Origin of the sequence: Burkholderia sp. ZZQ-2 (assembly GCF_050768715.1) — a bacterium.
GTDB classification, from domain to species: Bacteria; Pseudomonadota; Gammaproteobacteria; order Burkholderiales; family Burkholderiaceae; genus Burkholderia; species Burkholderia cepacia.
Map to the genome: position 1 here is coordinate 51,071 of NZ_LDVA01000359.1, position 24,547 is coordinate 75,617.

Genomic DNA, 24,547 nt, shown 5'->3' on the forward strand with positions numbered 1-24,547 from the left:
CGGCTGTGGGGCCGTGCCCGGCGTGCATGTGGCCGGCGCCGGTCAGCGGCGCACCGTGATGCCCTGATCGATCGTCCCGTACATCTCGAGGCTGCCGCCGCGCTCGCCGGCCGCGCCCGCACCGCCCTGCGCACAGGCCGCGCAGACGAGCGCCGCCGCCAGCAAACAGAAAATCGTCTTCATCGTTGCGTCGTGTCACGTGCGGCAGCCCGCTGCCGCCGCTTTCGGCCATTCTACGCGCGGGCCGCACGCGGCCGCGGCCCGGTTCGCCGCACCGACGCCGCCGGCGCGTCTGCATCCGACATTTCAGCCGGAACCGAAACATCGAATGCGCGCGCCCACTACACTGGAGACCATCCCGCCTGACGAGACACGACGATGACCGACCAAGACGACCACCACTTTCCGGGCCTGAGCCGCATCGGTTCGCTGATCGCCGACCCGGGACGCGCCGCGATGCTGTGGGTGCTGATGGACGGCAGCGCACGACCGGCAGGCGAGCTGACGATGATCGCGGGGCTGTCGCCCTCCGCCGCGAGCGCCCACCTCTCGCGCTTGACCGAAGGCGGCCTGCTCGCGCTCGACGTGCGCGGCCGGCACCGCTACTACCGGATCGCATCGGCCGACATCGCGGCATCGCTCGAGGCACTCGCGAACGTCGCCCGCGCGGCCGCGCCGCATCGCGCGGCGCCGCCGCCGTCCCGCACGGTCCCGGCCGAATTGCGCTATGCGCGCACCTGCTACGACCACATGGCCGGCGAACTCGCGGTGCGCATCTTCGACGGGCTCACTGCGCGCGGCTGGCTCCAGGCAGACGGCGATGCGATCGAGACCACCGAACTCGGCACCCAGGCGCTTGCGCAATGGGGCATCGACGTCGCACAGCAGCGCACGCGCCGGCGCCGCTTCGCGTGCGGATGCCTCGACTGGAGCGAGCGGCGTTCACACCTCGGCGGCGCGCTCGGCGCGGCACTGCTCGAGAGCTTCTGCGCGCACGGCTGGATCGAGCGTGCGGCACGGCCGCGCGTGCTGCGCGTCACCGTGCCCGGACAGCAGGTTTTCGACGAGTGGCTTACGTCCGCTTGACGCCCGCATTGCGTCTGCACGACAACGGCGCGCGATCGACAGGTTTTGTTACATCGCGTGCCATTCGACTTACAAAACACCGAGCATTGAAACAGGCCGAGCGGATATTGTGAACTCAACGGCACGAATCGACGCGCCGCGACAATGACGAAGACGCTCACCATGGCCACCCTGTTCACGCTCAAGCGAACCGCCCGCTGCACGCTGCTCGCGTTCGTCGCGCTTGCGGCCCTGCCCCCCGCATTCGCGCAATCGGCCGGCGCCCCTCCGTATGCGGCCGCGGCACGGCAACCGGGCGGCGACCCGCCCAGCCGTGTCGCACGGCTCAATTACCTGTCGGGCGCCGTGACGACCGAGCCGGCCGGCACCGATACGTGGTCGTATGCCGCCGTGAACCGGCCGCTGACGACCGGCGACCAGCTCTGGAACGATGCCGGCGCGCGCTCGGAACTGCACATCGGCTCGACCGCGGTGCGGCTCGGCGAGTCGACGAGCCTGTCGGTGCTGAACCTCGACGACACGACGACCCAGCTGAAAGTGGGGCTCGGCACCGTATCGACTCACGTGCGCGATCTGCCGGCCGGCGGATCGTACGAAATCGACACGCCGAACCTCGCGCTCGGCATCACGGGCCCCGGCGACTATCGCGTCGACGTCGCGCCGAACGGCGCGAGCACGACGGTCACGGTGCGCAGCGGCAGCGCGACCGTCTACGGCAGCAACGGCCAGTATCCGCTGTCACCGGGGCAGCAGGTCGTGTTCACGGGCACCGACCTGCAGGTCGCGCAGCAAGCCGCTGCTCCCGGCCCCGATGCGCTCGACCGGTGGGCCGCCAGCCGCGACGCGGCCGAGGAACGCTCGGTGTCGGCCCGTTATGTGTCCCGTGACATTCCCGGCTACCAGGATCTCGACGCGAACGGCACGTGGCGCGACACCCCGAATTACGGCCAGGTATGGGTGCCGAACGATACGCCGGCGGACTGGGCGCCGTATCACGACGGCCACTGGATCTGGCAGGCCCCGTGGGGCTGGACGTGGGTCGACGACGCGCCATGGGGTTTCGCGCCGTATCACTACGGCCGCTGGGCGTACGTGGACGATAGCTGGGCCTGGGTACCGGGCCCGCTGGCCGTCAGCCAGCCGCCGGCCTATGCACCGGCACTCGTCGCGTTCGTGGGCGGTGGCGGCGGCCCCGACTGGAGCGTCGCGCTCACGGTGGGCGGCGTCGCCGCGGCCGGCTGCGCGTGGTTCGCGCTCGGCCCGGGTGAACCGTGGCATCCGGGCTGGGGCAGCTGGAGCCCGCACTACTACGACCGTGTGAACCGCAACATCGTGGTGAACAACGTCAACGTGAACAAGACCGTGAACGTGACGAACATCACCAATATCACCAACATCAACAAGACCTACGTCAACTTCCATGCGCCGCACGCGATCACGGCCGTACCGGCTTCCGCGTTCGTGCACGGCCAGCCTGTCGCGCACTTCTCGCAGCACGTCGACCCGCAGCAATGGCGCAATGCGCATGTCACGCCGGGTACGCCGGGCATTGCGCCGGTGCGCCAGAGCTTCACCGGCGGGCTGCGCAATGCGAGCTACCGCCCGCCGGCGGCAATTGCCCAGCATCCGTACGTCGCCACGCGCAATCCCGCCGTGCCGGCCGCGTATCGCGACCAGGCCGCCGCCCACCTCGCGCAGCAAGGCGGGCGCGTGCCGGGTGCTGGCGCGCCCGTCGTGAAGACGAACGTGCCGGCCGACTATACGGCGCGTCCGGTCCGCGTACCGGGCAAACCGGGTGGCGGCGCATGGGCGATGCACAACGTGCAGCTCGTGAATCCGCACGGCCCCGTCGTGCAGCCGGCTCGCGCGCCTCGCGAAGGCCAGCCGGCCGCCTTGCAGGCCGGGCGGCCGGGAACACCTGTGCCCGGCGTGCCGAATGTCGCGCGGCCCACGAACGGCGAAAACCCCGGCGCACCGCACTTCGCCAACGGCGGCATGCCGCAGGCACCCGGCAACCCCGCGCCGCATCAGGCGTTCGGGCCCGGCAACGGTGTCCCCCATCCGCCGGTAGCGAACAACCGTCCGGCCGGCATCGGCAATGCGCACGCGGCCGAGGCGCCGTCGCCCGCGTGGATGCAGCCGCACACACCGATGGAGCGTCAGCGCCCTGCTCCGCCGACTGCACTGCATGCGGCGGGACAGAATGCGCTGCCGCCCGTGCGCAGCGCGGCGATCCCGCATCCGGAGGGCGCGCCGACGCTGCAGGGCGCGCAGCCCGGGGGCCGGAACGAAACGCCGCGCGCACTGCCGCAACCACGGCTCGACAATACGGCGCAGATTCCGCAGCCGCGCCCGCGCCCCGAATTCCCGACACCGGCGCAGCATGGGCAACCGCAACCGCACCCCGAATTCGCGCAACCGGCGCCGCACCGCGAGGTCGCCCCGCCACGTGTGAACGAGTACCGGCCGCCGGCCCCCGCCGTGCATGACATGCCGCGCCCGCAACCGCAGGCGCCGCGCATGGAGCCGAGACCGCAACCGGCGCCACGCATGGAGCCGCGCCCGTCGATGCCCGCACCGCACATGGAACCGCGGCCGCAACCGGCGCCGCACGTCGAAGCGCCACACCCGGGCAACCCGCCCCCGCAAGGCGGCCACGAAGAGCGGCACCGCCAGTAAGCGCGGCAAACGTGAAACAAAACGGCCCGACCGGTATCAGCCGGTCGGGCCATTTTCCTGCAGGAAGCGGATCGGTGCCTCCGCGCGGTCCGGGCCGCGCGATCAGACGGCCATCGGTGCGGTCAGCGGTTCGTGGTGGCGATAGCCGACGAGCGAGAAATCCGACGGCTCGATCCGGTCCAGCCACTCGGGCTCATAGACGCCTGTCTTCGCGTAATCCGGCACACGCTCGGAAATCTCGAGCCGCGGGCTGTCGTAAGGCTCGCGCGTGAGCTGGCGCTGCAGCATGTCGAGCTGGTTCTCGTAGATGTGCGCGTCGCCGATGAAGTACGTGAACCAGCGCGGCGTGTAGCCGGTCAGCCGGCCGACGAGCGCCAGCAGCGCGGCCCCTTCCGTCAGGTTGAACGGCGTGCCGAGGCCGACGTCGTTGCTGCGGATGTACAGGCACAGCGAGATTTCGCGCTTCGTAGCGTTCGGCAGGAACTGATAAAGCAGATGGCACGCGGGCAACGCGATCTGGTCGAGCACGGCCGGGTTCCACGCGTGAAACAGGATGCGACGATCGGACGGGTTCTCCATGATCGTGTCCAGGCACTGGCGCAACTGGTCGATCGCCTTGTACAGCAGCACCTTCGGCGCGCCGTCTTCGTCGAAACGCGTAACGATCCGGAAGCCGCGGCGCGTCGCATCGGCGATCTGCGCGTCGGCGCCCGCGTCGAGCACTTTGTAGCCCGGCCACTGGCGCCATTGCACGCCGTACACGTCACCGAGATCGTCGACGCCCTGGCGATACGGGTTCGCAAGCCACTGGGCATTCTCGTTCGCGTTCGCGTCCCACACCTTGCAGCCGAGCGCGCGGAAATCGGCCGCGCTGCGGGAAGCGCGCAGGAAACCGACCAGTTCGCCGATCGCCGACTTGAACGCGAGCTTCTTGGTCGTCACGGCCGGGAAGCCTTGCTGCAGGTCGAAGCGCAGCATCGCGCCCGGCATGCTGATGGTGCGGATCCCCGTGCGGTTCTCCTGCCAGGTGCCGGTATCGAGAATGGTACGAACGAGATCGAGATACTGTTTCATGCGGGTTCCTTCGGCCGCGAGGGCGGCCGTACCCGCCAATTTTAGCAAGCGTGATGCGGAAGCTCCTGCAACGGCGCCGAAAACCCTGTCAGCGTGTCGCCGCGATCGCGCATGCCGTGCGCACACATCAGCCGGTAGAGCGTGACGCGCGACACGCCGAGTTCGCGCGCGGCATCCGCGAAACGGCCGCGATGGCGCAACAGCGCCTGCTCGATCGCCTGCCGTTCGGCCGCCTCACGCGCCTCCAGCAGCGACACGGGTGCGAGTGTCGCGAATTCGTTCAGCTCGAGATCGGCGGCGGTGATCATCCGCCCCTCCGACATGACGATCGCGCGGCGCACGCGATTGATCAGTTCACGCACGTTGCCCGGCCACGAATAGCCGTACAGCGACGCGACCGCATCAGGCGAAAAGCCGCGCAGGCGGCGATGTGCGTCGCCCTTGAAACGCTCGAGCATGTGGCGCGCAAGTATCTCGATATCCTTGCCGCGTGCGCGCAGCGGCGGCTCCTCGATCTTCAGCACGCACAGGCGATGGAACAGGTCCTCGCGGAACCGCCCTTCGCGCAGCGCGGCGTCCATATCCACGTGCGTCGCACAGATCACGCGCACGTCGACGGGCACCGATACGTGGGCACCGAGCCGCTCGATCTTGCCTTCCTGCAGAAAGCGCAGCAGGCTTGCCTGGCTTTCGAGCGGCAAGTCGCCGATCTCGTCGAGAAACAGCGTGCCGCCGTTGGCGGCCTCGACGCGGCCGATCTTGCGCTGGTTCGCGCCGGTGAACGCGCCGCGCTCATAGCCGAACAGCTCGGCCTGCAGCAGCGTCGACGGGATCGCGCCGCAATTGATCGCGATGAACGGCGCGTGCGCGCGCGACGAGCGCTCATGAATCGCGACCGCCGTCAGTTCCTTGCCCGTACCCGATTCGCCGGAGATGAACACCGGTGCGTCGGTTGCCGCGACGCGGCGAATCGTCCTGAAGAGCCCGAGCATCGCATCGCAGGTCCCGACCATTTCGCCTTCGCTGCGTCCGGTGCCGACGGGCGGTGCAGCGGTTTCGGTCAGCGCGACCATGCCGTGCGCATGACCGACGGTCTCGACGATCCGCGACGTCTCGTACGGCATCGTCACGTAGTCGAAACAGTAGTCACGAATGAGATGGCGCAGCGTGGCGTCCTGCAACTGGCCGCGGCGCGTCGCCGCGATCCAGCCGATGTGCTGAATGCTCAGACAGGATTCGAGTTCGCGCAGGTCCGAGGGCTTGAAGCCCGGCGAAAAATCCAGCAGCCCGGCCGTCGCGACACCGTGCTGCACGACGCGCCGTACGTCCCGCACGGTCTCCGCGAGATCGACACGCCAGCCGCATTCGTCGAAATGGCCGCGCAACGCGTCGTTCGGCTCGCGCGAATAGTAGATCACATGCCGCTGATCGACTCCCATATGCTCACCCCGTTCCTCAACCGTCTAACGATTGCCGTGCACGTCAGTATGCGTGCGAAAGGATCGAATCGGGGCAGCCGAAGGCGGCTCGATTCGCCATGCCGATGCTCGGCAACGACAAAGCCTCGCATGATGGCGCTTATCTCGCGTCCAGTTATTTTGATCAAGATAGCTTAGTTATAGGCACTGAATACGACAATCCGATTTCAGTGCCGTGGGCGATACGGCCGAATCGCTCAGGAGGTCGATGCATGTCAATCGTCTGCACATAGCACCTGTGCAGCGATGCATGCAGTCATCGACACATGCGACGATTTTCATCCTTGAAGCGTATCGATTGAATCCGCAGTATTCCCGAGCCCCCTCGTTTCAGGCCTGAAACATTTTCAGCCGTTTTCCGACGCAACTCGCAACGCTTGCGCACGAATCGCAGTCTCGACAACGGTCGCGGCGCGATGGCATGCATTTCGCTGAATAGGGAAACCGTCGGAGACAGCGACCATGCGAAAACATCTTTTACTTTCTTTCGTGCCGATGACCATTGCGGTCGCGGCCGCCGGCCCGCCCTCGCCTGTACACGCAGACGAAAGCTCGAATCCGGATCACGCCATGCTGCTTGCATCGAACGCGCCGGGCATGCAGCACGGTGTCGGGTTCGGCATCGTGACCGTGTCGGCGCCGCAACCGCTGCCGGCCGGCAGGACGTCGGTGACACTGTGGGACGAGATCCCCCCGCCGCCCCAGTTGCCGATGCCGCTCCCGATACCGCAGCCGGGCGACGTGCAGCACGCGATGGAAGGCACCGCACAAGGCAGTACGCACCAGTGACCGTCGATCGAACCATTTGATCAGGATGACGTATTGATCCGGGCAGGCCGGAGAGCATCGATCAGAGGCTGCATTCGCGATCTCTCGACACGAAACGGTTTTGTGCTCCGTCCCCCGGCGGGCACGCTTTTTATTCATTCCGTCGCCGCGACGCGTGGCTTCGACCGTCGCGGCGCACAGCGCCGGAAGGCGGATGCGCGCACCCGGAACCGGCGCGCGCCGCCGTTCCGGTAGAATCGGCGCCATTCCGGTTTTCCTCTCCCCGACCTTCATGACGACGTTGACCCTGATCGTCGCGCGTGCCCGCAACGGCATCATCGGCCGCGACAACCAGTTGCCCTGGAAACTTCCCGAGGATCTCGCCTTCTTCAAACGCACGACGATGGGCGCACCGATCGTGATGGGCCGCAAGACCCACGAGTCGATCGGCCGGCCGCTGCCGGGCCGCCGCAACATCGTCGTCACGCGCGATGCGGCGCGACGCTTCGACGGTTGCGACACGGTCACGTCGCTCGCCGACGCGCTGGCGCTCGCCTCGCGCGACGGGGTGCCCGAGGCGTTCCTGATCGGTGGCGCGCAACTCTACACGGAAGGTCTCGCACTCGCCGACAAGCTGGTCGTCACCGAGATCGATGCCGACTTCGACGGTGACGCGTCGTTCCCGGCACCCGACGCCGCGCACTGGCAGGAAGTGTCGCGCGAAGCGCACCAGGCGGCCGCGCCGAACACGTTCGGCTATGCGTTCGTCGTCTACGAGCGCAAGCGCGGCTGACGCATCGCGCGCAATAAAAAAGCCCGACCGGCTCACTCACGCCGTCGGGCTTTTTTTGTTTGATGGCGGCCGATGCCGCGCGCCGCTTACTGCCCGGCGATCGTCATCTGCTCGATCAGCACCGAGCCCGTTTCCTTCGTGCCGCGCACGATCGAATCGGCGCCGATCGCGACGATATGCCGGAACATTTCCTGCAACGTGCTCGCGACGGTGATTTCCTCGACCGGATACTGGATCACGCCGTTCTCGACCCAGAAGCCCGCCGCGCCGCGCGAATAGTCGCCCGTCACGTAGTTCACGCCCTGCCCCATCAGCTCGGTCAGCAACAGGCCCGTGCCGAGCTTCTTCAGCATCGCGTCGAAATCGTCGCCCGGCTGCGTGTTCGAGCTGCGCAGCGCGAGGTTGTGCGAGCCGCCTGCGTTGCCGGTGGTTTGCGTGCCGAGCTTGCGCGCCGAATAGGTCGACAGGAAGTAGCCTTCGACCACGCCATCCTTGACGACACTGCGCGCACGCGTACGCACGCCTTCCTCGTCGAACGGCGCGCTGCCCATCGCGCGCGGCACGTGCGGATCCTCGACGACCTGGATGTGCGGCGCGAACACCGGCTTGCCGAGACTGTCGACCAGGAACGACGTCTTGCGGTACAGCGCACCGCCGCTCACCGCCTGGACGAATGCGCCGAGCAGGCCGGCCGCGAGCGGCGCCTCGAACAGCACGGGCACCTTGCGGGTGTCGAGACGGCGCGCGCCCATCCGCGCAAGCGCACGCTCGGCCGCATAACGGCCCACCGCTTCGGGCGCCGCAAGATCGGTCGCGCTGCGCTTCGACGAATACCAGTCGTCGCGCTGCATGTGACGGCCGCTGCCTGCGATCGGCGCGCATGCGATGTAGTGGCGCGAGTACGGGTAGCCGGACAGGAAGCCACGCGACGTCGCGAGCACGAACTGCGAATGCTGGGCCGACACGCTCGCGCCTTCCGAATTGCGGATCTGCGGGCTGACCGCGAACGCGGCATCTTCCGCGCGGCGGGCGAGTTCGACGGCCTCGTCGGCCGTCAGTGCCCACGGGTGGTACAGATCGAGGTCGCGCGGGTCGGTTTCGAGCAGCTCGGCTTCAGCGAGGCCGGCCGCCTCGTCCTCGGCCGTGAAGCGCGCGATGTTGTAGGCGGCGGCGACGGTATCCTTGATCGCGCCCGGCGAGAAATCCGACGTGCTCGCGTTGCCGCGCTTCTTGCCGATGAACACGGTCACGCCGACCATCTTGTCGCGGTTGTGCTCGATCGTTTCGACTTCGCCGCGGCGCACCGACACCGACAGGCCGTCGCCCTCGGAGATTTCGGTCGCGGCATCCGTCGCGCCGAGGGCCTTCGCATGGCGAAGGATGTCCGAGGCGATTTCCTTGAGCTGGTCCTGCGTGTGCGGGAAATAGCGCGCTTGTACGTCGAGATTGGCTGCCATCGTCTTGATATCCGGTGGCGGGCGGGCGCCCGCATGTTCAAAATGTTGCGTATCCCGCGATCATAGCAAGGTCCGGGGCCGGACACCGACAAGCTTGGCGTGTCCGCGGCGCGATACAATGCCGTCCATGACACGCAAAACCCGAATCCAGCCGATCGAGCATGCCGTCGAAGACGACGACAATGGCTACGATCGCCCCAGCAAATCCCAGTTGAAACGCGAAATGCACGCGCTGCAGGAGCTCGGCCAGGCACTCGTCGACCTGCCGAAGGACGCCCTCAAGCGCATGCCGATGCCCGAAGATCTCGCGGACGCCGTGCGCGAAGCCCGCCGGATCACCGATCACGAAGGCAAGCGCCGCCAGCTCCAGTACGTCGGCCGCGTGATGCGCTCGCTGACCGACGACGAGACGGCCGCGCTGCGCACCGCGCTCGACGCGCAGCGCGGCGTGAACAAGGCCGCGACGGCCCGCCTTCACTGGATCGAACGCACGCGCGAACAGTTGCTCGCGAACGACGATGCGCTGACCGAATTCCTGCGCCAGCACCCGGAAGCCGATATCCAGGAAGGCCGCACGCTGATCCGCAACGCACGCAAGGAAGCGCAGCAGGGCAAGCCGCCGCGCTATTTCCGCGAGCTGTTCCAGTGGATCAAGGCCGCCGGCGGCACGTCCGATGCGGACGACGAAGCGGCGGACGACGCCGGAGACGACCATGACGACGAAGCGTAACCACCCGGACGAGCTCGTCGTCGGCCTCGTGTCGATCAGCGACCGCGCGAGCACGGGAGTCTACGAAGACAAGGGCATTCCGGCGTTGCAGGAGTGGCTCGCCGGCGCGCTCACGTCGCCGTGGCGCGCCGAAACGCGCCTGATCCAGGACGATGCGCCCACGATCTCCGCCACGCTCGCCGAACTCGTCGACGTCGCGGGGTGCGACCTCGTGCTGACGACCGGCGGCACGGGCCCCGCGCGCCGCGACGTGACGCCCGAGGCCACGCTGGCCGTGGCGACGAAGGAAATGCCCGGGTTTGGTGAACAGATGCGGCAGATCAGCCTGAATTTCGTGCCGACCGCGATCCTGTCGCGGCAGGTCGCGGTAATCCGCGAAACGGCCCAGGCCGACCATGCGGCGCTGATCATCAACCTGCCGGGCCAGCCGAAATCGATCCGGGAAACGCTCGAAGGGTTGCGCGATGCCGACGGCAAGTCGACCGTGCCCGGCATCTTCGCCGCGGTGCCCTACTGCATCGACCTGATCGGCGGCCCGTATATCGAGACCGACGCCGCGGTGGTCGCGGCGTTCCGGCCGAAAAGCGCGCGGCGCTGAGCCTGTGCCCGGCGCCGGGCGCCGGGCGCGTGCCGGCCCGCTCAGGCGGCCGGCGCGGACTCGCCTGCCGGAGCCGACGCAGCCGGAATCAGGAAATGCTCGCGGTAGTACTTCAGCTCGTCGATCGACTCGTGGATGTCCGCGAGCGCCGTGTGCATCGCCCGCTTCTGGAACCCCTTGTAGATCGCCGGCTGCCAGCGGCGGCACAGCTCCTTGAGCGTGCTGACGTCGAGGTTGCGGTAGTGGAAGAACCGCTCGAATTCGGGCATCCAGCGCGCCATGAAGCGGCGGTCCTGGCAGATCGAGTTGCCGCACATCGGCGACTTGCCGGGCGACACGTACTGCGCGAGGAAGGCCTGCAGCTGCGCGGCGGCGTCCGCCTCGGTCACGGTCGACGCGCGCACGCGGTCGATCAGGCCCGAGCGGCCGTGCGTCGACTTGTTCCAGTCGTCCATCTTCGCGAGCGTTTCGTCGCTCTGGTGGATCGCGAACACGGGACCTTCGACGGCGACGTCGAGCGTGGAATTGGTCACGACGACCGCGATCTCGATGATGCGGTCGTTATCCGGGTCGAGGCCCGTCATCTCCATGTCGAGCCAGACGAGGTTCAACTCGTTGCGCACGAGCGCGGGCTGGCTGGTGGAAGCGGCGGTATCGGTCATGAGTCATCCTGGAAAATGGCGGGCAGCGCGCGGCGCCGCCCGGGCGGCCGGCATCGCATCAGCGGGCCCGGTCCGCAAGAACATATAATTCTCGCATAGAACCCTTTGGCGCCTTCGATGTCACCCTTTTCGTTCACCCTGCTGTTCGCGCTCGCCGTGCTCGCGATGGTCGTCACCAAGCTGTGGCTCGCGTCGCGGCAGATCCGCTTCGTCGCCGCGCACCGCAACGGCGTCCCCGCGCAGTTCAGCGCGACCATCCCGCTGACCGCCCACCAGCGCGCGGCCGACTATACGGTCGAGCGCACCCGGCTGACGATGCTCGAGATCGTCGTCAGCGCGGCCGTGCTGGTCGGCCTCACGCTGCTCGGCGGCGTCGGCGCGCTCGACACGCTGCTCACCGGCTGGCTCGGCCGAGGCTACGGGCAGCAGGTCGCGCTCGTCGCCGCGGTGCTCGTGATCACGAGCGCGATCGACGTCCCGTTCGAGTATTACCGCCAGTTCGGAATCGAACAGCGCTTCGGCTTCAACCGGATGACCAAGCGGCTGTTCTTCACTGACATGCTGAAAAACTCGCTGCTTGGCGCCGCGCTCGGCCTGCCGCTGCTGTTCGTCGTGCTGTGGCTGATGAACCAGGCCGGCAGCCTGTGGTGGCTGTGGACCTGGATCGTCTGGGTCGCGTTCCAGATGCTCGTGCTGCTGATCTACCCGACCTTCATCGCACCGATCTTCAACAAGTTCGAACCGCTCAAGGACGACGCGCTGCGCGCGCGCATCGAGTCGCTGATGAAGCGCTGCGGCTTCGCGGCGAAGGGCCTGTTCGTGATGGACGGCAGCCGCCGCTCCGCGCACGGCAACGCGTACTTCACGGGCTTCGGCGCCTCGAAGCGGATCGTGTTCTTCGACACGCTGCTCGCGCGGCTGTCCGGCCAGGAAATCGAGGCCGTGCTCGCGCACGAACTCGGCCACTTCAAGCGCCGCCACGTGATGAAGCGAATGCTCGTGTCGTTCGTGCTGAGCCTCGTGCTGCTCGCGCTGCTCGGCTGGCTTGCACAGCGCACGTGGTTCTACACGGGGCTCGGCGTCACGCCGTCGCTCGACACGAGCAACGCGGGCGCCGCGCTCGTGCTGTTCTTCCTCGCGATTCCCGTGTTCCTGTTCTTCGCGACACCGTTCGGCAGCCTCACGTCGCGCAAGCACGAATTCGAGGCCGACGCATTCGCGGCCAGCCAGACCGACGCGCAGGATCTCGTCAGCGCGCTCGTGAAGCTCTATGAGGATAATGCGTCGACGCTAACGCCCGACCCTGTCTACACGGCCTTCTACTACTCGCATCCGCCCGCCTCGCAGCGGATCGACCGCCTGCTGCAGCACGCATGAGCCGGCCGACCTCCCGCAAGCCGGCCCCGCGCGCGTCGGGTGCGCAGCGTGCCGAAGGCCGCGTGATCGCGGCGCACGGGCGTCACTACATCGTCGCGCCCGACGATGGCGGCCCGATGCTGCAGTGCTTCCCGCGCGGCAAGAAGAGCGATATCGCGGTCGGCGACCGTGTCGCGTACGAACTCGCCTCGGCCGACCAGGGCGTCATCGTCGAGATCGGCGAACGGCGCAACCTGCTGTACCGTTCCGACCAGTTCAAGTCGAAGCTGTTCGCGGCCAATCTCGACCAGTTGCTGATCGTGCTCGCGACCGAGCCCTATTTCAGCGAGGACTTGCTCGGCCGCGCGCTGATTGCCGCCGAGGCGAACGAGCTGAAGCCGCTCGTCGTGCTGAACAAGATCGACGTCGAAGCCGCGCTGCCGGTCGCGCGCGAGCGCCTCGCGCCCTACCGCGCACTCGGCTACGACGTGCTCGAGCTGTCGGTGAAAGGCTCGCCCGACGACGCGCGCGCGCAACTGATGCCGCACCTCGCCGGGCATTCGACGATCCTGCTCGGCCAGTCCGGGATGGGCAAGTCGACGCTCGTGAACCTGCTCGTTCCCGACGCCGAAGCCGCCACCCGCGAGATTTCGGCCGCGCTCAACAGCGGCCGTCACACGACGACGTTCACGCGCCTCTACCCGCTGGAAGGCGGCGGCGCCCTGATCGATTCGCCGGGCTTCCAGGAATTCGGCCTCTACCACCTGACGGAAGGCCGTCTCGAGCGCGCGTTTCCGGAGTTCCGGCCGCTGCTCGCGGACTGCCGTTTCTATAATTGCCATCATCTGCACGAACCCGGCTGCGCGATTCTCGAAGCCGTCGCCGACGGCCGCATCGCGCCGACACGGCATGCGCTGTATGCGCAGCTCGTGCACGAGGCAAGCCAGATCGTCCGCTGATCGCGCGGCACGCGCGCGGCGGTCAGCCGGTGCCATGCGGGGCCGGCCCTCACCGACAGGAGCCGCGATGCGTTTCAAGGCACCCGATCTCGCGACGGCGCAGCATTGGGCCAACGTGCTCCAGGTGGCCGGCATCGGTTGCGAGCTGCATAACTGCTACGCGACAGGCGCACTCGGCGGCCTGCCTGCCGACGCGTGCACGCCCGAGCTGTGGCTCGACGACGAACGCGACGACGCGCTCGCGCGCCGGCTCCTCGATGCCGCTTCGCACGGCCCGTCGGCCGGCGCCGCGCCGTGGCGCTGCCGGCAGTGCGGGGAGGCGCTCGAGGCCCAGTTCACGGCCTGCTGGCAATGCGGCGCCGTACGCGACCCGCGCGACGATTGACCCGCACAGCAAAAAGGCCGGCATCAAGCCGGCCTTTTGTCTTTCATCGGGCACCGCACTGCCCCGTCACGACACCCAGACGGCGAGCGTCAGCATCAGCAGCAGAATCATCCACAGGATCACCGCGCGCCAGACAAGGCCAACCGCGGATTGCAGCGTACGTGGCGTGCAATCGTCGCCGACCGTCAACGGACCGCTGTCACCGACCGCCAGCGCATCGAGGCTCGACGGTTCCGCGAGCGGCCCCGCGAGGCGTGCGCCGAGCGCGCCGCTACCGGCTGCCAGCAGGACGCCGTCGTTCGGATCGGGCCACTGGCGCGTATGGTTGCGCCACGCGTAGATCGCGTCCTCGAAGTTACCGACGATTGCAAAGCCGAGCGCGGTCAGTCGCGAGGGAATCCAGTCGATCACGAAGAACGCGCGCTGCGCGAACGTCGAGAAGGCTGCCGTGCGGTCGTCACCCGGCGTCGACCAGCTGCGCGCGAGGTATTCGGAAATCCGGTACAGCACGGCGCCGGCCGGGCCGATCGGCAGCACGTACCAGAAGAACACGCCGAACACGTGACGATGCGATGCGACAACGGCGTGAATCAGCGTATGGCGGACGATTTCACCGACCGGCATGTCGACCGTGTCGATACCCGTCCATTCGTGCAGGATTTCGCGCGCACGCGGCACGTCATCGTTGTTGAGCGCGAGGTGGATGTCGGTGAAGTAGTGGCTGAACTGGCGGAAGCCGAGCGTGAAATACACGACGACGACGTTCCAGATGAACGCGAGCACGAAGCTCACCTTGTACAGCAGGAAATAGATCAGCGCGACGATCAGCACCCACGGCAGCACGACCGCGAGCCATGCGAGGATGCCGTGCTTCTGTTTGCCTGCGTCGAGACCATGCGCGACGGTTTCCGCATGAAACTGGAACAGCGCGAACACCGGATTGTTCGGCGACAACGCGCGGACCTGTTCGATGATGAGGGCGAGGAGAACCGAAAAGAAAGTCATGCGTGGCGCCGTCTTCGGAGTTATGTCATTTTTTGCATAACGATAGCACAGCGTAAGCACCGGATGGCTGCCGGCGCGGTCGTGCGGCAGCCGGCCGCGCGCGCCAGCCGCCGTGCGCGCCTAGCCGGCGGCCAAGAAGCGGTACAGATTGCGCAACATGCCGGCAGTTGCGCCCCAGATGAAGTAATGCCCGCCGGGTTCGCCATTCGGATAAGGCATCGCAAAAAAACGACGCTCGCCGCCTTCCCAGCGAAACACCCGGACCTGATGGTTCGCGGGATTCATCAGGAACGCGAGCGGCACTTCGAAAATCTCGGCCACTTCGAACGTGTCGGCCTGCACGGTGAACGGCGGATGCACGAGGCCGACCACCGGCGTCACGCAGAAGCCCGTGCCAGTCAGGTAGTCAGGCAACGCGCCGAGGATCTCGACACGCTCGTCCGCCAGCCCGATCTCTTCCTTCGCCTCGCGCAACGCGGTTGCGGTCGCGTCGCGGTCGAACGGTTCGCGGCGACCGCCGGGGAAGCTGATCTGTCCGGCGTGGTCGTTCAGGTGGTCGGCGCGCTGGGTCAGCAACATGGTGAGGCCGGACTCGCGAACGACGAGCGGGACGAGGACGGCCGCGCTACGCGGATCGACGCCCTCCTGCAGTCTCGCCTCGTCGGGCTCGACGCTCCACTCGAGCGTGCGCGCGAAACGGTCGCGCAGGCCGGACGGTGTCATCAGGCGGGAATCGATGGCCGGCAAGCCGGCGCCGGTGCCTTCGACCGGCAGGACTTCGGGATCGATGATGGGGCGGCGATTCAATGGGGCTCTCGTGTTTGTGTCGTATCGAGCATATTGTCGCGCCAGAATGAAAAAAGCACCCGGGTGGGTGCTTTTTCCTTACAGCTCTTACTCTTGGGAAGCTGCTGCGGCGCGATCCTTCGACACCAGCTTTTCCTTGATACGAGCCGACTTGCCCGAACGCTCGCGCAGGTAGTACAGCTTCGCACGACGCACATCACCGCGGCGCTTCACGACGATGCTTGCCAGCAGCGGCGAGTACGTCTGGAACGTACGCTCGACGCCTTCGCCCGACGAGATCTTGCGGACGATGAAATTCGAGTTCAGGCCACGGTTGCGAATAGCGATCACGACGCCTTCGTAGGCCTGAACGCGCTTGCGGTTACCTTCAACCACGTTCACGTTCACGATCACCGTGTCGCCCGGGGCGAATTCGGGGATCGTCTTGCCGGCGAGCGCGCGCTCGATTTCTTCCTGCTCAAGTTTTGCGATCAGATTCATTACTGACTCCTTATGCCATCGTGTCGGCGTTGGTACCCGCCTGCTTCCAGGCCTGGCCCCGATAGAGGATGGATTCACATCAGGCGCCGCACACGCATGCACGGCACCGCCAATTCCCGCCCGCGACACCGCCTCAGGAGGCGTCTTTCGCTTCGCGTGCGAGGTTCGCAAGCCACGCCTCGTCGGCCCGGCTCAGCAACTTCTCGCGGCGCGCCCGGACGATCAGATCCGGCCGCTTCCGCAACGTATTCCTCAATGCTTCCTGACGCCGCCACCGCTCGATCTCGGCATGATGCCCGCCGAGCAGTACGTCCGGCACGCGCATGCCATCGTATTCCTCGGGGCGCGTGTAGTGCGGACAATCGAGCAGGCCGTCGGCGAAACTGTCCTGCACGGCCGACAGCGAATCGTTCAGCACGCCGGGCAGCAACCGCACCACGGCATCCATCATCGCCATCGCCGGCAGTTCGCCGCCCGACAATACGAAATCGCCGAGGCTGATTTCCTCGTCGACGCAACGATCGAGCAGGCGCTGGTCGATCGCTTCATAGCGGCCGCACAGCACGACAACGCCGGGCTCCTGCGCCATCCGCACCGCGCGATCGTGCGTGAGCGGTGCACCTTGCGGCGACATCATCACGACGCGCGTGCTCGCGATACCCTGTTCCGCCTGCGCCGCTTTCGCGGCATCGATCGCGGCTTCGAGCGGCCTGGCCAGCATCACCATGCCTGGACCGCCGCCGTACGGTCGATCGTCGACCGTGCGGTAGTTGTCCGTCGTGAAATCACGCGGGTTCCAGGTGCGCAACCCGAAGCGCCCTTGCTTGACGGCCCGGCTGGTGATCCCCCAGTCGGTCAGTGCACGGAACATCTCGGGAAAGAGCGTGACGACGTCGAACTGCACCGCGCTCTCGGTAACCTGGTTCATTTCAGTAATCGGCTTCCCAGTCGACGACGATGCGACGCGCCGCCTGATCCACCGTTTTGACGTATACGCCGACGAACGGAATCAACCGCTCGTCGGTGGTCGGCTGACCGTCTTTGCCGGTCGCCGGATACTCGACACGCATGATCGAATGCACGCCGTTGTCGATCATCCCGCTCACCTTTCCGAGCGCCACCGATTGCTCGTTGACGACATCGAGACCGATCAGGTCGACCCAATAGAATTCGTCCGCGGCCAATGCCGGGAAATCCTCCCGGCGCACGAACACGCGAAAACCGCGCATGGCCAGCGCGGCATCGCGGTCGCTCACGCCCGCGGGTTGCGCAACGACAGTGTCGCTGTGCGTCTTCGACTGCAGGATGCGGACGGAAAGCCGTTCCGCACCACGCTCCAGCCACCAGCGGCGCGCCTTGAGCAGCGCATCGCCACCGCGACCGGCGTCGGCATGCGTCGCCACCTTGACCCAACCCTTCAGGCCATAGGCGTCGACGACTGCCCCGACCTCGACGGCATCGTCGGGCCAGGCTTGCGCCACTTCGAGACTGCCCTGCTCGGCAGCCTGACCGGCGTTCGCGACAACGTCGCGCTCGACCGGCTTGCGGACGAATGCGCCAAACGACGCACGCCCGCGCCTTGCATTACCGGAATCGTGACCCGCCATCAATGCACCTCACAGCCGGCACGACCGGCACACCGTGCCATGTTAGGCAGCCGGTTGCGCCTTTTGCGCTTCCTTCACGAGACGCTGGACGGTCGGCGACAGTTGCGCGCCAACGCCTTGCCAGTACGTCAGGCGATCCTGAGCGATACGCAGCGATTCGCCCTTCGTGGCGACCGGGTTGTAGAAGCCGACGCGCTCGATGAAGCGGCCGTCACGACGGTTGCGCGAATCGGTAGCAACGATGTTGTAGAACGGGCGCTTCTTCGAGCCGCCACGAGCCAGACGGATGATAACCATATGATGTCCTTCGGGAAAACCGGGTTCGAAACTACTGAAACACGCGATTATAGCCGGAAACCAGAGGTACAACAAACACTTACGCGCAAAAAATCCGCAGGCGGCCTGTCCGCCGGGCATAGAATCGTCGTGTCCGGGACGTTCCACACCGTCATGCCGCCCCTTCGCGCCGCCTCGATACGCCGCAAGCAGCACCGTTTCGCGGCGCTGCTTGCCGGCCTTGCCTGCCTCGTATCCGCAATGGCGTCAGCCGCGCCGCTGCCGGTGGGCGAACTCGTCGTGCCGCCCGGTTTCCACGTCGAAGTGCTGGCCGACGCGGTACCGACCGCGCGCGAAATGGCGTGGTCGCCACGCGGCATCCTGTATGTCGGCACGCGGGAAGGCCGCGTGCACGCGTTCGTGATGCACGAGGGCCGGATCAGCGCGCGCTACGTGATCGCGTCCGGGCTCGATATGCCCGTCGGTGTCGCCTACCGTGACGGCGCACTCTATATATCGGCCATATCGCGCATCCTGCGGCTCGATCGCATCGACGACCGGCTCGCCACGCCACCCGCACCCGCCGTCGTCACCGACGCGCTGCCGACCGAACACCATCACGGCTGGAAATTCATCGCGTTCGGCCCCGACGGCAAGCTGTACGTGCCGACTGGCGCACCGTGCAACGTCTGTCTCGCCGATCACAGCCGCTACGCGATCATCGCGCGCATGAAGGCGGACGGCAGCGGGAACGAGGTTGTCGCCCGCGGCATACGCAATACGGTCGGCTTCGCATGGCACCCCGATTCGGGCGAGCTGTGGTTTACCGACAACGGGCGCGACATGATGGGCGACGACGTGCCCGACGACAAGCTGAACCGCGCACCGCGCGCGGGCCTCGACTTCGGCTTCCCGTACTGCCATGGCGGCGACACGCCCGACCCCGAATTCGGCAGCCCCGACGTTTGCCGCCGCTACGTGCCGCCCGTATTGAAACTCGGTGCACACGTCGCGGCCCTCGGCATGCGCGTCTATACAGGGCCGATGTTTCCGGCGTCATATCGCAACAACGTGTTCATTGCCGAACACGGCTCGTGGAACCGCAGCACGAAGGTCGGCTACCGCGTGATGCGTGTTGTGGTCTCGGCAGACGGCAGCCACGCGCGCCAGACTCCGTTCGTCACGGGCTGGCTGCGGCCCGACGGCACGGTATGGGGACGCCCTGCCGACGTGCTGCCGCTGCCGGACGGCTCGCTGCTCGTCAGCGACGACTACGCGGGCGCAATCTATCGCGTGACCTATGCGGCACCTTGACGCAGTACAGGGGTGACCGGCCCCGACCGGGCATCGTAGAATGCGTGCCGGGCCGCGCGCCCGCGCCGGCCCGCCGGCCGCCCATGCCAACGACAATACGCCGCCATCCATGTCCAGCAGCACCGCACCGTCCCGCCGCTTCCGCTCCAAGACGCTCACCGCCGCCCTCGCGTTCCTGTTCGGTTCGCTCGGCGCGCACCGCTTCTATCTGTATGGCTTTCGCGACGTGTACGGCTGGGCGCACCTGCTCGCGACGATCGTCGGCATCCCGGGCTTCCTCTTGCTCGCCGCGACCCAGCGCAGCGCCGGCCTCGGCTGGTGGCTTGCGGTACCCGGCGCAATCTCGCTGCTGGCCGCCTTCCTCGCCGCGCTCGTCTACGGGCTGCGTCCCGACGAAAAATGGGACGCGCAATTCAACGCGGAGACGGGCAGGCAAAGCAAGTCGGGCTGGACCGTGATCTTCGTGGTGATCTTCTCGCTGCTGATCGGTGCGTTCCTGCTGATGACCGCGCTCGCACTGTCGTTCCAGACGTATTTCGAGTCGCAGGTCGAAGCGGCCAAGCAGATTTCGCAGTAAGCACAACGAACGCGACGCACCGGCACCCCGCGAGGGCTTGGCGCACCGATCAGAACAGGTTCAATTGCATGTCGTCGCGCGCCTGCGTCGATCGCGTGCCGGCTGAACGTACAGCAACACGCGGCACCGGCGCTGCGGCGGCAGGCGTGCCGCGAAACTGCGACAGATCGAGAATGCCGTTCGTGCGCTCGTTCAGCCCGAGCCGCTTGACGGCCTGGCGGAAGCGCTGCCGCAGCAGGTCGGCCCAGATTCCCTCGCCCTTCATCCGCTTCGAGAAATCCGAGTCGTAGTCTTTCCCGCCGCGCATGTCGCGCACGCGGTTCATCACGCGCTCCGCGCGGTCGGGAAAATGCGCGGCCAGCCAGTTCTTGAACAGCGGCGCGACTTCCCACGGCAGCCTCAGGATGATGTAGCTCGCATGCGTCGCGCCGGCTTCCGCGCACGCCTCGAGCACACGCTCCATGTCGGGCTCGGTGACGAACGGAATCATCGGCGCAATGCTCACGCCGACCGGCACGCCCGCCTCGCTCAGCGCACGAATCGTACGCAACCGTCGCGCCGGCGTCGCCGCGCGCGGCTCGAGCGTGCGCGCGAGATCGGCGTCGAGCGTCGTGATCGTGACCGCCGCCATCACCTGCTTGCGCTCGGCCATCGGCGCGAGCAAGTCGAGATCGCGCTCGATCAGCGACGACTTCGTGATCGCCGCGAACGGCAACCCGCGATCGTGCATCACCTGAATCACGCTGCGCGTGATGCGCAAGTCGCGCTCGACCGGCTGGTAGGCGTCTGTGTTGACGCCGAGCGCGATCGGCTCCGGCACGTAGCGCTTGCGCGAAATCTCGCGCTCGAGCAACTCGGCCGCATTGACCTTCGCATAGATGCGGCTTTCGAAATCGAGCCCCGGCGACAAGCCGAGATAACTGTGCGTCGGACGCGCAAAGCAGTAGATGCACCCGTGCTCGCAACCGCGATACGGATTGAGCGATACGCTGAATGGAATATCGGGCGACTGGTTGTGCGTCAGGATGCTCTTCGCCCGCTCCTCGAATACCTGCGTGCGCAGCGGCGCGGGGAAATCGGCATCGTCCGACTCGTGTGTCCAGCCGTCGTCGACCGCTTCACGCTGGGCGATCTCGTATCGCCCCTGCAGGTTGTCGACCGCACCGCGCCCCTTGCGGGGCACGGGCGGCGCTATCGGAAATTCGTTGTCGGATCGATCGTCCATATGCCCACCCATTCGCCTGCGCCCAATACTGTACATTTATACAGTATTGGGCGCAGCGTGCCAAGGGCGGGATAAAGGGCCCGGCGGCCTGCCGCCGGTACGTCAGTCGCCCACCGCAATCGTCAGCGTCTCCTTGATTTCTTCCATCACGACATAGCTCTTCGACTGCACGGCGCCGGGCAACTGCAGCAGGATGTCGCCGAGCAGCTTGCGGTAGTCGGCCATTTCGCCGATCCGCGCCTTGATCAGGTAGTCGAAATCGCCGGACACGAGATGACACTCGAGCACCTCGTCGATCTTCATCACTTCCCGGCGGAATTGCTCGAACATGTTGCCGCCCTTGTGGCCGAGCGTGATCTCGACGAACACCAGCAGCGCGGCATCCAGCTGGTGGGGATCGACACGCGCGTGATAACCGGTGATCACGCCGTCCCGCTCCATGCGCCGCACACGCTCGATGCACGGCGTGACGGTCAGTCCGACCTGTTCCGCGAGGTCCTTCATCGCCATCCGGCCGTCGTCCTGGAGCAGTTTCAGGATGCGCCGGTCGAGCTTGTCGAGCGAGCGTACGGGCTGACGTTGCGTTCTCATTTGTTTATGCTGAAAACCTGAAAAATACGATAACAAAACCTACACATTCGACAATACCATAGCGCAAAAAACTAGATCAGCTAGAGGTTACACGGAGCCGCAGGTGCGCCCGGCCTCGATCTGGTCCCTTCCATCTGGAGCAGCTATGCGAGTCGTCATTCTGGGCAGCGGTGTGGTGGGCGTGGCAAGCGCGTATTACCTCGCGCGCGCCGGTCATGAAGTCACGGTGATCGACCGGGAGGCCGGCCCGGCGCTCGAGACGAGCTTCGCGAACGCTGGCCAGATCTCCCCCGGCTATGCCGCGCCGTGGGCCGCCCCCGGCGTGCCGCTGAAGGCCGTCAAATGGATGTTCGAGAAACACGCGCCGCTCGCGATCCGCCTCGACGGCACGCGCTTCCAGCTCCAGTGGATGTACCAGATGCTGCGCAACTGCACGGCCGAGCGCTATGCAGTCAACAAGGGCCGCATGGTTCGCCTCGCCGAATACAGCCGCGACTGCCTGCAGGCGCTGCGCGCCGATACCGGCATCCAGTACGAAGGCCGCACGGGCGGCACGCTGCAACTGTTCCGCACGCAGCAGCAACTCGACGGTGCAGCGAAGGACATCGCCGTCCTTCAGGAAGCGAACGTGCCGTTCGAACTGCTGTCGCCGGCCGACCTGAAGAATGCCGAACCGGCCCTCGCCGCCGTTTCGCACAAGCTGACGGGCGGCCTGCGCCTGCCGGGCGACGAAACGGGCGACTGCCAGCTGTTCACGACGCGCCTCGCGGCACTCGCGGAATCGCTCGGCGTGAAGTTCCGCTACAACACGCCGATCGATTCGCTCGCGATCGCGGGCGGCAAGATCGCCGGCGTGCAGTGCGGCAGCGAGACGGTGCGTGCGGACGCGTACGTCGTCGCGCTCGGCTCGTACTCGACCAGCTTCATCTCGAACCTGATGAAGATCCCCGTCTATCCGCTGAAGGGCTATTCGATCACCGCGCCGATCGTCAACGAAGCGGCCGCGCCCGTGTCGACCGTGCTCGACGAAACCTACAAGATCGCGATCACGCGTTTCGACCAGCGCATCCGCGTCGGCGGCATGGCGGAAATCGTCGGCTTCGACAAGAAGCTGCGCGCCGCGCGCCGCGAAACGCTCGAAATGTGCGTGAACGACCTGTTCCCGGGCGGCGGCGATACGTCGAAGGCAACGTTCTGGACGGGCCTGCGCCCGATGACGCCGGACGGCACCCCGATCGTCGGCCGCACGCCGGTGTCGAACCTGTTCCTGAACACCGGCCACGGCACGCTCGGCTGGACGATGTCGTGCGGTTCGGGCCAACTGCTCGCGGACCTGATCTCGGGCAAGATGCCTGCGATCCAGGCTGACGACCTGTCGGTACACCGTTACCTGAAGGACGTGGCAGGCCAGACGCGCCCGGCCTACGCATAAGCCGCTGCCGCCCGCGGCAATGCGGGCCTGCTGGCCGGCATCAAAGAGAAAGGCGCCCCGAGGGGCGCCTTTTTCATGACCTCGAGTGTCCCGCGAAGAATCAGAACTGGTCTTCCGTCAACGCGAGCACGCCCTCGTTGCCCTTCGTGCCGACAATCGACGCTTCGAGCGCGCCTGCCTGCACCAGCACCTGCTCCGCATAGAGCTGCGCGATCGCGATCTTCGCGCCGAAGAACGCCGGGTCGCTCGCGCGGTTCGCCTGCGCGGCCACCAGCGCGCGCGCCATCTGCCATCCGCACAGCACCACGCCCGCCAGCTTCAGGTACGGCACGCTGCCCGCGAACACCGCATTCGGGTCCTGCTTCGCGTTCGCCAGCACGTAATCCACCACCGACGACAGCGCCTTCGCGCCCTTCTCCAGTTGCACCTTCATCGACGCGGCCGCCGCACCGTCCAGCTTGCCCAGCGCCGCGACAGTCTCGCCGATTTCGGCGATCAGCGCCTTCGCCACCGCGCCGCCGTCGCGCAGCGTCTTGCGGCCCACCAGGTCGTTCGCCTGGATCGCCGTCGTGCCTTCGTAGATCGCCAGGATCCGCGCATCGCGGTAATACTGCGCCGCGCCGGTTTCCTCGATGAAACCCATCCCGCCGTGCACCTGCACGCCCAGGCTCGCCACGTCGTTCACCATCTCCGTGCTCCAGCCCTTCACGACCGGCACCAGATATTCGTAGATTGCCTGATGACGCGCCCGCGTCGCCTCGTCCGAATGGCGGTGGGCAATGTCGCTGTGCGCCGCGGCCACGTACGCCAGCGAGCGCGCACCTTCGGTCAGCGCGCGCATCGTGCCGAGCATCCGGCGCACGTCCGGGTGATGGATGATCGTCACCGACTGCTTGGCCGACCCGTCCACCGGGCGGCTCTGCACGCGTTCCTTCGCGAATTCCGCGGCCTTCTGGTACGCGCGGTCGGCCACGCCGATCCCCTGCATCCCGACGCCGAAGCGCGCCGCGTTCATCATGATGAACATGTATTCGAGGCCACGGTTTTCTTCGCCGATCAGATAGCCGATCGCGCCACCGTTATCGCCATATTGCAGCACCGCCGTCGGGCTCGCCTTGATCCCGAGCTTGTGCTCGATCGACACGCAGTGCACGTCGTTGCGTTCGCCCAGCGAGCCGTCCTCGTTCACCAGGAACTTCGGCACGATG

26 protein-coding genes are annotated in these 24,547 nt (G+C 66.7%); 12 read left to right on the forward strand and 14 right to left on the reverse strand.

The features are described 5' to 3' along the window. Nucleotides 1-42: 42 nt before the first annotated feature. Nucleotides 43-183: a hypothetical protein gene (locus tag ABY44_RS35330; RefSeq protein WP_006753078.1), complete on the reverse strand. Its 141-nt coding sequence runs from the start codon at nt 181-183 to the stop codon at nt 43-45. A 195-nt stretch (nt 184-378) separates the two neighbouring features. Between ABY44_RS35330 and ABY44_RS35335 the strand changes: the two genes are divergently transcribed. Together ABY44_RS35335 and ABY44_RS35340 are read left to right on the forward strand one after the other, a co-directional pair. After that, the gene (locus tag ABY44_RS35335; RefSeq protein WP_027788033.1) at nt 379-1,086 is read left to right on the forward strand and encodes an ArsR/SmtB family transcription factor; all 708 of its coding nucleotides are present in this window, start codon (nt 379-381) and stop codon (nt 1,084-1,086) included. 162 nt (nt 1,087-1,248) lie between these two features. Next, nucleotides 1,249-3,765 (forward strand): DUF6600 domain-containing protein, encoded by a 2,517-nt coding sequence (locus tag ABY44_RS35340; RefSeq protein ID WP_060173868.1) that lies wholly within the window; start codon nt 1,249-1,251, stop codon nt 3,763-3,765. Between the two features lie 102 nt (nt 3,766-3,867). Here the strand turns inward: ABY44_RS35340 and ABY44_RS35345 are convergent, their stop codons facing one another. Both ABY44_RS35345 and ABY44_RS35350 read right to left on the reverse strand, forming a co-directional pair. Further along, nucleotides 3,868-4,839, reverse strand: a complete 972-nt coding sequence (locus tag ABY44_RS35345; RefSeq protein ID WP_027788035.1) for a thymidylate synthase — start codon at nt 4,837-4,839, stop codon at nt 3,868-3,870. A 41-nt stretch (nt 4,840-4,880) separates the two neighbouring features. Then, a complete protein-coding gene (locus ABY44_RS35350; RefSeq protein WP_027788036.1) occupies nt 4,881-6,278 on the reverse strand; it encodes a sigma-54 dependent transcriptional regulator in 1,398 nt (465 codons plus the stop codon). Nucleotides 6,279-6,887: 609 nt separating this feature from the next. On the opposite strand from ABY44_RS35350, the gene ABY44_RS35355 reads away from it, so the two are divergent. Both ABY44_RS35355 and ABY44_RS35360 read left to right on the forward strand, forming a co-directional pair. After that, nucleotides 6,888-7,106: a hypothetical protein gene (locus tag ABY44_RS35355; protein ID WP_226128618.1), complete on the forward strand. Its 219-nt coding sequence runs from the start codon at nt 6,888-6,890 to the stop codon at nt 7,104-7,106. Between the two features lie 271 nt (nt 7,107-7,377). Then, entirely contained in the window at nt 7,378-7,878 is a 501-nt protein-coding gene (locus ABY44_RS35360; protein WP_027788038.1) for a dihydrofolate reductase, read from the forward strand. An 86-nt stretch (nt 7,879-7,964) separates the two neighbouring features. On the opposite strand, the gene pmbA is transcribed toward ABY44_RS35360, so the two are convergent. Next, nucleotides 7,965-9,335 carry a metalloprotease PmbA gene (gene pmbA / locus ABY44_RS35365; RefSeq protein ID WP_027788039.1) on the reverse strand — a complete coding sequence of 457 codons (1,371 nt, stop codon included), beginning with the start codon at nt 9,333-9,335 and terminating at the stop codon, nt 7,965-7,967. A gap of 127 nt (nt 9,336-9,462) precedes the next feature. On the opposite strand from pmbA, the gene yjgA reads away from it, so the two are divergent. Continuing rightward, the gene (yjgA, locus tag ABY44_RS35370; protein ID WP_272481468.1) at nt 9,463-10,065 is read left to right on the forward strand and encodes a ribosome biogenesis factor YjgA; all 603 of its coding nucleotides are present in this window, start codon (nt 9,463-9,465) and stop codon (nt 10,063-10,065) included. Beyond that, nucleotides 10,049-10,663, forward strand: coding sequence for a molybdopterin adenylyltransferase (mog, locus tag ABY44_RS35375; RefSeq protein WP_027788041.1), 615 nt, complete (start codon nt 10,049-10,051; stop codon nt 10,661-10,663). Before yjgA ends, mog begins: the two co-directional genes overlap by 17 nt. Before the next feature lie 41 nt (nt 10,664-10,704). Here mog and orn read toward each other — a convergent pair whose 3' ends face one another. Then, complete coding sequence (gene orn, locus ABY44_RS35380) at nt 10,705-11,325, reverse strand: oligoribonuclease (protein WP_021159736.1); 621 nt, start codon at nt 11,323-11,325, stop codon at nt 10,705-10,707. 117 nt (nt 11,326-11,442) lie between these two features. Here orn and ABY44_RS35385 point away from each other — a divergent pair, with 117 nt between their 5' ends. The 3 genes from ABY44_RS35385 (at nt 11,443) to ABY44_RS35395 (ending at nt 14,025) form a co-directional block, all read left to right on the forward strand. Then, nucleotides 11,443-12,702: a M48 family metallopeptidase gene (locus tag ABY44_RS35385; RefSeq protein WP_021159737.1), complete on the forward strand. Its 1,260-nt coding sequence runs from the start codon at nt 11,443-11,445 to the stop codon at nt 12,700-12,702. After that, the gene (gene rsgA / locus ABY44_RS35390; RefSeq protein WP_021159738.1) at nt 12,699-13,640 is read left to right on the forward strand and encodes a ribosome small subunit-dependent GTPase A; all 942 of its coding nucleotides are present in this window, start codon (nt 12,699-12,701) and stop codon (nt 13,638-13,640) included. The genes ABY44_RS35385 and rsgA overlap by 4 nt, the downstream gene beginning before the upstream one ends. A gap of 67 nt (nt 13,641-13,707) precedes the next feature. After that, entirely contained in the window at nt 13,708-14,025 is a 318-nt protein-coding gene (locus ABY44_RS35395) for a putative signal transducing protein (protein ID WP_021159739.1), read from the forward strand. A gap of 66 nt (nt 14,026-14,091) precedes the next feature. Here the strand turns inward: ABY44_RS35395 and ABY44_RS35400 are convergent, their stop codons facing one another. The 6 genes from ABY44_RS35400 to rpsP form a co-directional block, all read right to left on the reverse strand. Next, nucleotides 14,092-15,030 carry a CobD/CbiB family protein gene (locus ABY44_RS35400; protein WP_021159740.1) on the reverse strand — a complete coding sequence of 313 codons (939 nt, stop codon included), beginning with the start codon at nt 15,028-15,030 and terminating at the stop codon, nt 14,092-14,094. 120 nt (nt 15,031-15,150) lie between these two features. Continuing rightward, on the reverse strand, nt 15,151-15,837 hold the full coding sequence (locus tag ABY44_RS35405; protein ID WP_021159741.1) for a CoA pyrophosphatase: 687 nt from the start codon (nt 15,835-15,837) through the stop codon (nt 15,151-15,153). A gap of 87 nt (nt 15,838-15,924) precedes the next feature. Beyond that, nucleotides 15,925-16,317, reverse strand: a complete 393-nt coding sequence (gene rplS / locus ABY44_RS35410; RefSeq protein ID WP_006753174.1) for a 50S ribosomal protein L19 — start codon at nt 16,315-16,317, stop codon at nt 15,925-15,927. A gap of 133 nt (nt 16,318-16,450) precedes the next feature. Next, the gene (trmD, locus tag ABY44_RS35415; protein WP_027788044.1) at nt 16,451-17,245 is read right to left on the reverse strand and encodes a tRNA (guanosine(37)-N1)-methyltransferase TrmD; all 795 of its coding nucleotides are present in this window, start codon (nt 17,243-17,245) and stop codon (nt 16,451-16,453) included. Between the two features lies 1 nt (nt 17,246). Continuing rightward, nucleotides 17,247-17,924 carry a ribosome maturation factor RimM gene (rimM, locus tag ABY44_RS35420; RefSeq protein WP_027788045.1) on the reverse strand — a complete coding sequence of 226 codons (678 nt, stop codon included), beginning with the start codon at nt 17,922-17,924 and terminating at the stop codon, nt 17,247-17,249. Nucleotides 17,925-17,966: 42 nt separating this feature from the next. After that, on the reverse strand, nt 17,967-18,221 hold the full coding sequence (rpsP, locus tag ABY44_RS35425) for a 30S ribosomal protein S16 (RefSeq protein WP_006476550.1): 255 nt from the start codon (nt 18,219-18,221) through the stop codon (nt 17,967-17,969). 153 nt (nt 18,222-18,374) lie between these two features. Between rpsP and ABY44_RS35430 the strand changes: the two genes are divergently transcribed. Together ABY44_RS35430 and ABY44_RS35435 are read left to right on the forward strand one after the other, a co-directional pair. Then, nucleotides 18,375-19,514, forward strand: a complete 1,140-nt coding sequence (locus ABY44_RS35430; RefSeq protein WP_060173867.1) for a PQQ-dependent sugar dehydrogenase — start codon at nt 18,375-18,377, stop codon at nt 19,512-19,514. 109 nt (nt 19,515-19,623) lie between these two features. Continuing rightward, nucleotides 19,624-20,091: an NINE protein gene (locus ABY44_RS35435; protein ID WP_027788047.1), complete on the forward strand. Its 468-nt coding sequence runs from the start codon at nt 19,624-19,626 to the stop codon at nt 20,089-20,091. 49 nt (nt 20,092-20,140) lie between these two features. On the opposite strand, the gene ABY44_RS35440 is transcribed toward ABY44_RS35435, so the two are convergent. After that, complete coding sequence (locus ABY44_RS35440) at nt 20,141-21,328, reverse strand: PA0069 family radical SAM protein (RefSeq protein ID WP_042975179.1); 1,188 nt, start codon at nt 21,326-21,328, stop codon at nt 20,141-20,143. Between the two features lie 90 nt (nt 21,329-21,418). Further along, nucleotides 21,419-21,907: an Lrp/AsnC ligand binding domain-containing protein gene (locus ABY44_RS35445; RefSeq protein ID WP_011351353.1), complete on the reverse strand. Its 489-nt coding sequence runs from the start codon at nt 21,905-21,907 to the stop codon at nt 21,419-21,421. A gap of 145 nt (nt 21,908-22,052) precedes the next feature. On the opposite strand from ABY44_RS35445, the gene ABY44_RS35450 reads away from it, so the two are divergent. Beyond that, nucleotides 22,053-23,339, forward strand: coding sequence for a D-amino acid dehydrogenase (locus ABY44_RS35450; RefSeq protein WP_431643530.1), 1,287 nt, complete (start codon nt 22,053-22,055; stop codon nt 23,337-23,339). 100 nt (nt 23,340-23,439) lie between these two features. On the opposite strand, the gene ABY44_RS35455 is transcribed toward ABY44_RS35450, so the two are convergent. Then, on the reverse strand, nt 23,440-24,547 hold a 1,108-nt coding region (locus ABY44_RS35455; protein WP_431642993.1), incomplete at its 5' end, for an acyl-CoA dehydrogenase.